This window comes from Salinibacterium sp., assembly GCF_031364185.1.
Taxonomy (GTDB): domain Bacteria; phylum Actinomycetota; class Actinomycetes; order Actinomycetales; family Microbacteriaceae; genus Rhodoglobus.
In genome coordinates this window covers 38,218-46,008 of record NZ_JANLVV010000324.1, presented here as the reverse complement: position 1 = coordinate 46,008, position 7,791 = coordinate 38,218, and the positions used below count along the sequence as shown (strand labels likewise).

Below are 7,791 nucleotides of genomic sequence, written 5' to 3'. Positions count from 1 at the left end.
CCGCGATGGACGCGAACCCGTGGTGGGCGGGGGCCGCACGGCTCGGCGTGATTGTGCTCGCCACTGTGCTCATCGCCGCGTTTCTCGCACTGGTGCCCCGGGTGAACACCCCGATTACGTCCTGGGGTCAGGCGACCATGTACATCTACCTGTTGCATACCTTCGTGCTGTATCCCATCCGTGAATCCGGAATCCTGCAAGGGGCCGACCCACCCGCGCTGCTGCTGCCGGGCATGATCCTGGCGGCAATCGCGATCTCGCTCACCCTGGGCACTCCGATCGTGCGCAGGGTGTTCCGCCCGTTCATTGAGCCGAGGGCATCATGGCTGTTTGTCACGAAGGACGGGCTGTCGAAGCCCTAGCGGTTCAGTGCAGTTGCACGCGTTTTGGGAGGGTGAACACCAGGGCAAGGGCCACGAGCGCGAAGAGTGCGCTCACGAACATCGCGACGGTGGCCGCCTCGGTGAAGTGAGCCGTCAGAACCATCTTCGAGATGGCCTCGCCGGCGAGCTGCGGCGTGTCGTAGCTGCCCGCCTGCAGTGCCGCCGCGACTTTCTGCCGAATCTCAGCCGCGACCCCGGTGAGGTTAGCGACCCCGAACAGCACGCTGGACACCACGGCGATGCCAATCGCGCTGCCGATGCGCTGCATGGTGCCGATCACCCCGCTGGCCGCACCCGCCTCGGAGTTGTCGACGGTGGCCACGATAAACCGGCTGTTCGGGGCGATGAAGAATCCGTTGCCAAGCCCGGCGATGGCCAGTGGCGCGAGGAGAATCCAATTGGTGAGGTCGGCGCCGGGGATGTTCAGCAGAATCAGCCACAGCGCGACGAGACCGGAGGAAACCAGTGCAGCACCGAGCACCAGCACTCCCCTGCCGAGCTTCTGTGACATCCGGTCGCTCTGTGATGCACCGATAATGTTGCCAATCGCGAACGGGATCGACACTAGTCCGGACTCGAGTGCGGTGTGCCCCAGCCCCGCCTGCCAGAGCAGTGAAATGGTGAAGAAAATGCTCGTGAATGCGGCGAAGTACACCAGTGCCAGGATCGTGCCTCCCGTGAATGCGGCGTGCGAGAAAAGGTGAGGCGGAACCAGCGGTGATGCACCCCGAGCCGCCAGATGTCTCTCCCAGACCGCGAACAGCACCAGGAGCACGAGTCCCCCTGCGATCGAGAGATAGGTCCACAGGGGCCAACCCTGCTCCTGCCCCTGGATCAGCGGCACGAGGATGGCGACGAGCGATCCGGCAAGCAGAAGCAGCCCGAAGAAGTCCATCGAGGCTTTCATTCCGGGGGCCAGCTTCGGCAGCACGATCGCGGCGGCGATGAGCCCGGCCACACCAATCGGCAGGTTCACGAAGAAAATGTAGCGCCAGCCGCTTTCTTCGCCGAACGCTTCGATGAGGAGACCGCCGACCACCGGGCCCAGGGCCGACGAGACACCCAGCACGGCGCCGAGAATGGCGAACGCCTTGCCTCGCTTCATCGGTGGAAACAGCAGCTGGATGAAGGCTGTCACGGGCGGGAAGAAGATGCCGCCACCAAGCCCCTGAAGCACGCGGGCGACGATGAGCTGGGTTGAGTCCTGGGCGAGACCCGCGAACACACTGGCGGCAGTGAAAAGCGCAAGGCCTACGAAAAACACCCATTTATGACCGATCCTGTCGCCAACACGGCCCGCAGGGATCAGGACCAGGCCGAAGGCGAGTGCGTAGCCGGAGATGATCCACGCGAGGGTCGACTCGCTGGCTCCGATGCTGTCGCGGATCGTCGGCAGCGCGACGTTGACGATCGTGGTGTCGAGCAACGACATGAAGAGCCCCACCAGAAGCACCGCGAGTGCGGCCCACGCGCGCTTTTCGCTGACCCCCACCGGAGGTTTCCAGATCGGTCGACCGGATGCCGCGTCCCTGGGGCTTTCGGTGGTGCTCATGATGGCGGTCCTTTCCTGGACTTCTCGTCGTGGATGATCGCCGGCAGTGCCGCGATGAGTTCTTCGTGCCAGGCGATCTCGCCTCGCAGTCGTGCCGCCTGGTGGCGCATGATATGTCGCTCCATTACGGTCAGATGCTCTGAAATCTCGATGAGGTGGCTTTCGGAATAGTCCAGCCGGGCACGCAAAGTGGCCGTCCGGGACTCCACGGTCGCTGGCAGGTCGGCAAGGCTGGCGTCGTCGAGCCTGGCCATGGCCAGGTCGACCGGATCCGGTCTCAGAACGATCGTCTCAAGAGCGTGACGCCGGATCTCGGCAAGAGATTCGAGACCGGTTTCGGTGATCGAGAACACCTGGCGCTCCGGATAGTTGCCCTCACGCTCGGTGCGCACCCCCGCTATGAGAGCCTCAGTCACCAGCCGCTTGATGACTCCGTAAATCGCACTGGCGGCGACGTCCGCCCACTCGTCGATATGTTCTTCTTCGGCGAGAAGCCTGAGGGCGTGACCGTGCATCGGCCCGCGCTCAGCGAGCGACCCGAGCACGAAAAGTCGAATGGATGACACTTGGGTACTCTCGCATGACTAGTTTTGTGTGTCAACTCGAGAGTTACGCCATGTTTCGCCCGCCATTGCCGGAGTGACGTGGCCTGCCTAAGCTCACTACACAGGGTGCCCCTCTGCGGCGCCTGCCACGATTCAGATCTAAGGAGAACCCGATGAGCGACTGGAAGTTCGAGACCAAGCAGGTTCACTCCGGCGCTCAACCGGACCCCACCACCAATGCTCGTGCCACACCGATCTACAAGACGACTTCATACGTCTTCAACAGCACCGAGCACGCGCAAAACCTCTTCGCACTGGCCGAATTCGGAAACATTTACACCCGGCTCATGAATCCGACCACCGACGTGCTCGAGCAGCGGGTCGCCGCGCTCGAAGGCGGCACCGCGGCCCTTGCCGTGGCATCCGGATCATCGGCTATCACCTACGCGGTGCTGAACATCGCGGGCGCCGGAGACCACATCGTCTCGTCGTCGTCGATTTACGGTGGCACTTACAACCTGTTCAAGTACACCCTAGGAAAGCTGGGCATCGAGGTCACCTTCGTTGAAGACCAGGACGACGCGGAGGAGTGGGCCGCAGCGGTGCGCCCCAACACGAAGCTGTTTTTTGCCGAGACCATTGGTAACCCTAAGATCAATATCCTCGACACCGAGAAGGTTGCCGCCATCGCGCATGAGAATAACCTGCCTCTCATCGTCGACAACACGATCGCCACACCCTACCTGATCCGGCCCTTCGAATCCGGCGCCGACATCGTCATCCACTCGGCCACGAAGTTTCTCGGAGGCCACGGAACGGTCATTGCTGGCGTCATCGTCGACGGCGGGAAGTTTCCGTGGGCGGCGAATGCCGATAAGTTCCCCGGGTTGACCGAACCGGACCCGAGCTACCACGGTGCCAGCTACACGACCGTGCTCGGCGACGCGATCGCCTTCGTGATCAAGGCGCGGGTCACCATTCTGCGCGACACCGGTGCCGCCCTCTCGCCTGACAGTTCCTTCGCCATCATCCAGGGCATCGAAACCCTCAGCCTGCGCATCGAACGCCACGTGCAGAACGCTCAGGAAATCGCCGAGTGGCTCGAGAACCACGACGATGTCGCCTCGGTGAATTATTCCGGCCTCCCCTCGAGCCCCTGGTATGCCGCCGCGAATAAGTACGCCCCCAAGGGCGTCGGCGCCGTCGTGTCGTTCGAGCTAAAGGGTGGCGTCAGCGCGGGCCGCGCTCTCGTCGAGAACGTCGAGTTGTTCAGCCACCTTGCGAATATCGGTGACGTGCGCAGCCTGATCATCCACCCCGCATCAACCACCCACTCCCAGCTCACCCCCGAGCAGCAGCTCACGACCGGAGTGACCCCTGGCCTCGTGCGACTGTCTGTCGGCATCGAGAATGTGGACGACCTGAAGGCAGACCTGCAGCTCGGCTTTACCGCCGCGCGCAGCATCGCCACCGCGGCCAGCGCCTCTGCATAGTCGCCACCACACAGATCGAGAGCAGTACGGGGCGTCGTCGTTGTCATAAACGGCGGCGCTCCTGTTTGTTCGGGATACTGGTACTCATATGGATTGGCAGACTCCCGAAGATACCGTGCCCTCGGCATTCATCACCGAGGCGAACGCACGTTCGTTGTTGGGCAAACCGCCGGCCTCCGGCGCATGGCGCGAGGGCGACCCTGCCGGGTCACGCCAGTTCGTTTCGGTCGGCCGAACCAGCCTTGAGCGCGGCGGCGAGCTGCCCACGGTGCGAATCGCATTCGAAACGATGGGCACGCTCAACCCCACCGCATCAAACGCCATCCTGGTCGCGCACGCGCTGACCGGAGATAGCCATGTCGCCGGTCTGCCTGGCCCAGGGCACGCGACCGCCGGCTGGTGGAACGGACTGGTCGGCCCCGGCAAAGCGATTGACACCGCGCGCTGGTTCGTCGTCGCGCCTAACATGCTGGGCGGTTGCCAGGGCACCACCGGCCCAGCCTCCTACGCTCCCGATGGCGCGGAATGGGGCAAGCGGTTTCCCTTCATCACCATTCGGGACCAGGTGGATGCCCAGCGCGCGCTGGCGGACGCTCTCGGTATCGGCCGCTGGGCCGCGGTGATCGGCGGATCGATGGGCGGCATGCAGTCGCTCGAGTGGGCAGCGAGCTATCCGGAGCGAGTGGAACGAGTCGCCGTGCTCGCCGCGCCCGCCCAGTCGTCCGCCGACCAGATCGCCCTCAACTCGGTGCAACTCGAAGCGGTCCGGATGGATCCGGCTTTCGGCGAGGGAGACTACTATGACGCGGCCGACGGTGACGGGCCACACCGCGGCCTCGCGCTGGCGCGTCGAATGGCGCTGCTCAACTACCGGTCATCCAGCGAATTGAATGATCGCTTCGAACGCAGCGCCCAGAGCGAGCTCAGCCCACTCGGGGAGGGCGGTAGGTATGCGGTAGAGAGTTACCTCGACTTTCACGGCAATAAGTTCACCAGGCGCTTCGACGCGAACAGCTACCTCACACTCGTCGAGGCGATGAATTCGCACGATGTCGGCCGCGGCAGAGGCGGCACGGCGGCGGCGCTCGCTGCAGTCACGATGCCCGCCCTCATACTCGCCATCGACAGTGACCGACTCTTCCCCGTATCCGACCAGCAACACATCGCCGCACACGCGCCGGGGAACCTCGACGGAGACCGGCCGCACCTGATTGGCTCGCTCTTTGGTCACGACGGATTCCTCATTGAGAATGGCCTCGTCGGCGCTCAGATCGAGAGACTTCTGGCCACGTGAGCCCGCCAGGCTGCGCCCTTGGGCCAGGTCGCTCGCACCGTGCAGAAACCCTCGCGGTGCGCCACCCCGATTTCGGGGCCAGACTGTGAAACTATGGGCACCATATGGACCTCATAGCCAAGGAGCGTGACCGCCTCCTTCAGCGCACTGCGCGCGTTTTCGGCATGAGTTTCACCGTCGTCTCGTTGATCTGCCTTAGCCTTCCGGGCGCCGTCGACCTGCCCACATACATCATCTGCCTGGTCCTGTACGCAGTGCTGGGGTTGCTTCAGTTCAGGATCGGCCGCAGCCGCTCTCTCGGCTGGGTCGCTGCCGCGTACCTGGTCGGCCTGGCCATCATCGTGGTCATCACCACGGTGCCGACGGTGAGCCCCGGCCAGTCGGCGATTTCTGCCGTCATGCAGATCGCGAGTGCGTCGCTCGCGTCATCGGCAATCGTGCTCACGACGGATGCGGTGAGGCGTGTTGCGCTGGTATCTGCGTTCGTCGTCGTGACCATCATGACGGTGCTTCTCACCCTGACGTTCCAGCCCGTCTCGCGCACTCTTGCGGTTATCGTGCTCGGGTGGACCCTCGCCGCTGTTATCGGCTTTTGGGTCACCGCGGGCGTTCCCCAGGTTGCTCGGCGCATCGCGAGTATAGGTCGGGCTCATCGAGCCGAGCGGCAGGCCAGTGAAACCGAGGCGCAGCGTCGCCAGGGCGCCAGGCTCCTGCACGATACGGTGCTTGCAACCTTGACGCTTCTTGCGCACTCGGGCGTCGGCGTGGCTCCGGAGGCGATGCGCCAGCAGGCCGCAGACGACGCGCGACTGCTGCGCCAGTTAAGACTTGGTGCGACTCCTACCCCGCAATCGTCCGGCGACTACAACCTCGAGAAGGTCGAGGAGACGGTGCTTGGCACCACCCTCGAGTCGGTCAAGCAACGATTCGGTCGAATGGGGCTCGAAGTGAGCTGGCACGGAACCGGGCAGGTCCTTCTGCCCAGCGAGGTGCTCGACGCCTTCCTGCTCGCTCTTGCCGAATGCCTCGAGAACGTGCGAAGGCACTCGGGGGTTACCGAGGCACACGTGACGATCACCGATGACGAAACAACCGTCAGGGCGATGATCACGGATGCGGGGGTCGGGTTCCTGCTCGACGACGTCGACTCGGCGCGGCTCGGTTTCAAGGAATCCGTCGTCGGAAGGCTCAAGGAGGTCGGCGGGAGAGCACGACTATTCTCTTCGCCAGGCTCGGGAACCACGGTCGTTCTGGAGGTGCCACGATGACCTACTCACCGCCAGAGGAGAATACGCTCGGCGTCATCCTGGGTCGAGGCAAACGACGGGAGGCGGATGCCACGCGCCGCGTCATCCGGGCCGCCACTCCTGTGCGATCCAGCCTCGGGATCGGGTTCATCGGTATTGGCGCCACCGTAATCTGCGGCCTGCGCGCCCTCTACGGGATCGTCTGGCTCATCGCCCTCTGGGATACCTATCCCAATCCCTTCATCGCTCTTGCCGCCTGGGTCGTATTGATCGTCGTACTCACGGCCATGGTCCTGGTGTCCCGCTCGATCGTCGGGGAACTTCCCCACTGGATGTTCGCGATGTTCCTCGCCGGGCTCGCGGCCACCATCGCCATCGACTTCGCCGCGATCTGGCCCCTGGGCGACATCGGCCGACACGCCACGGCGGCGGCGACAGCCGGAATGGCGCTCGTGATCGTGGTCACTATTCGTCGGTCGGCAGACATCCTGATCGCCGCGGGAGCCATGGGGCTGGTATTCGCGACTGCGATGGTGTTGAACACCGAACCAGACCCACAGAACTACGCGCCGCAGGTCACGACACTTGCCTTCGTCGTGCTTCCCGCCTTCATCGGCGTCGTGCTGGTCCGGGGGTTTCGCAGGCTCGTTCAGGTCGAACTCGACCGAGTTCTTGTTCAAAGCACGGTGTCGGCTCCCCGATTTGCGGTCGGGATGATGGCGTCCGAAGAGCTGGCGCGGCTCGACCTTGCCGCCGAGGAGCTGCTCGACTCGGTCTCGACCGGCCGCACGAAACTGCCCCTCGATCCGAGGACCGCCTCGGTTGCGGCATCCCTTGCCACCGAACTTCGATTGCACCTGATCGAGGGTCGACGCGAGACCTGGCTGTACCACGCCATCACGGAATCAGATCTGCTCGGCAAGGTCGTCACCCTCACCGATAAGGGCAGCCTTGCGGGCCTGCTCGACCCGCAACAGCGCGACGGGCTGCTGTCAGCGGTGTGGCTGCTGATCAGCGACACGGCGAAGAGCGCGGGGCGCACGGTGCAGATCTCCGTGGGCCCCGTAACGCAGTCGGTGGAGACCGGCTACGGTCGCAAGATCACGATCCCCTTCACCCTGACCATTTCGGGGGTCGCACGCAATAGGGTCGATCCTGCGACGTGGGAAGCACTGCGCAAAATGGGGCAGTACAGTGACTCAACCCAGAATTCGACGCTACGGGTGGATATTGCCTGTCTCGTCGATAATCCGGCAGACCAGTAATCGAACAAGAGG

6 protein-coding genes and 1 pseudogene are annotated in these 7,791 nt (G+C 63.9%); 5 read left to right on the top strand and 2 right to left on the bottom strand.

Annotated features, from left to right (window positions below; translation table 11 throughout):
- A pseudogene (locus RMN95_RS14270) lies at positions 1-362 on the top strand (fucose 4-O-acetylase); the annotation flags it as partial.
- Positions 363-366: 4 nt separating this feature from the next.
- Here the strand turns inward: RMN95_RS14270 and RMN95_RS14265 are convergent.
- Together RMN95_RS14265 and RMN95_RS14260 are read right to left on the bottom strand one after the other, a co-directional pair.
- Positions 367-1,935 carry a DHA2 family efflux MFS transporter permease subunit gene (locus tag RMN95_RS14265; RefSeq protein ID WP_309617575.1) on the bottom strand — a complete coding sequence of 523 codons (1,569 nt, stop codon included), beginning with the start codon at positions 1,933-1,935 and terminating at the stop codon, positions 367-369.
- Positions 1,932-2,501, bottom strand: coding sequence for a PadR family transcriptional regulator (locus tag RMN95_RS14260; RefSeq protein ID WP_309617574.1), 570 nt, complete (start codon positions 2,499-2,501; stop codon positions 1,932-1,934). The genes RMN95_RS14265 and RMN95_RS14260 overlap by 4 nt, the downstream gene beginning before the upstream one ends.
- A 122-nt stretch (positions 2,502-2,623) precedes the next feature.
- Here RMN95_RS14260 and RMN95_RS14255 point away from each other — a divergent pair, with 122 nt between their 5' ends.
- The 4 genes from RMN95_RS14255 (at position 2,624) to RMN95_RS14240 (ending at position 7,779) form a co-directional block, all read left to right on the top strand.
- On the top strand, positions 2,624-3,973 hold the full coding sequence (locus tag RMN95_RS14255; RefSeq protein ID WP_309617576.1) for a bifunctional o-acetylhomoserine/o-acetylserine sulfhydrylase: 1,350 nt from the start codon (positions 2,624-2,626) through the stop codon (positions 3,971-3,973).
- Positions 3,974-4,061: 88 nt separating this feature from the next.
- The gene (locus tag RMN95_RS14250) at positions 4,062-5,267 is read left to right on the top strand and encodes a homoserine O-acetyltransferase (RefSeq protein WP_309617573.1); all 1,206 of its coding nucleotides are present in this window, start codon (positions 4,062-4,064) and stop codon (positions 5,265-5,267) included.
- A gap of 104 nt (positions 5,268-5,371) precedes the next feature.
- Positions 5,372-6,535, top strand: a complete 1,164-nt coding sequence (locus RMN95_RS14245) for an ATP-binding protein (RefSeq protein WP_309617572.1) — start codon at positions 5,372-5,374, stop codon at positions 6,533-6,535.
- Positions 6,532-7,779 (top strand): hypothetical protein, encoded by a 1,248-nt coding sequence (locus RMN95_RS14240; RefSeq protein ID WP_309617571.1) that lies wholly within the window; start codon positions 6,532-6,534, stop codon positions 7,777-7,779. Before RMN95_RS14245 ends, RMN95_RS14240 begins: the two co-directional genes overlap by 4 nt.
- Positions 7,780-7,791 lie beyond the last annotated feature (12 nt).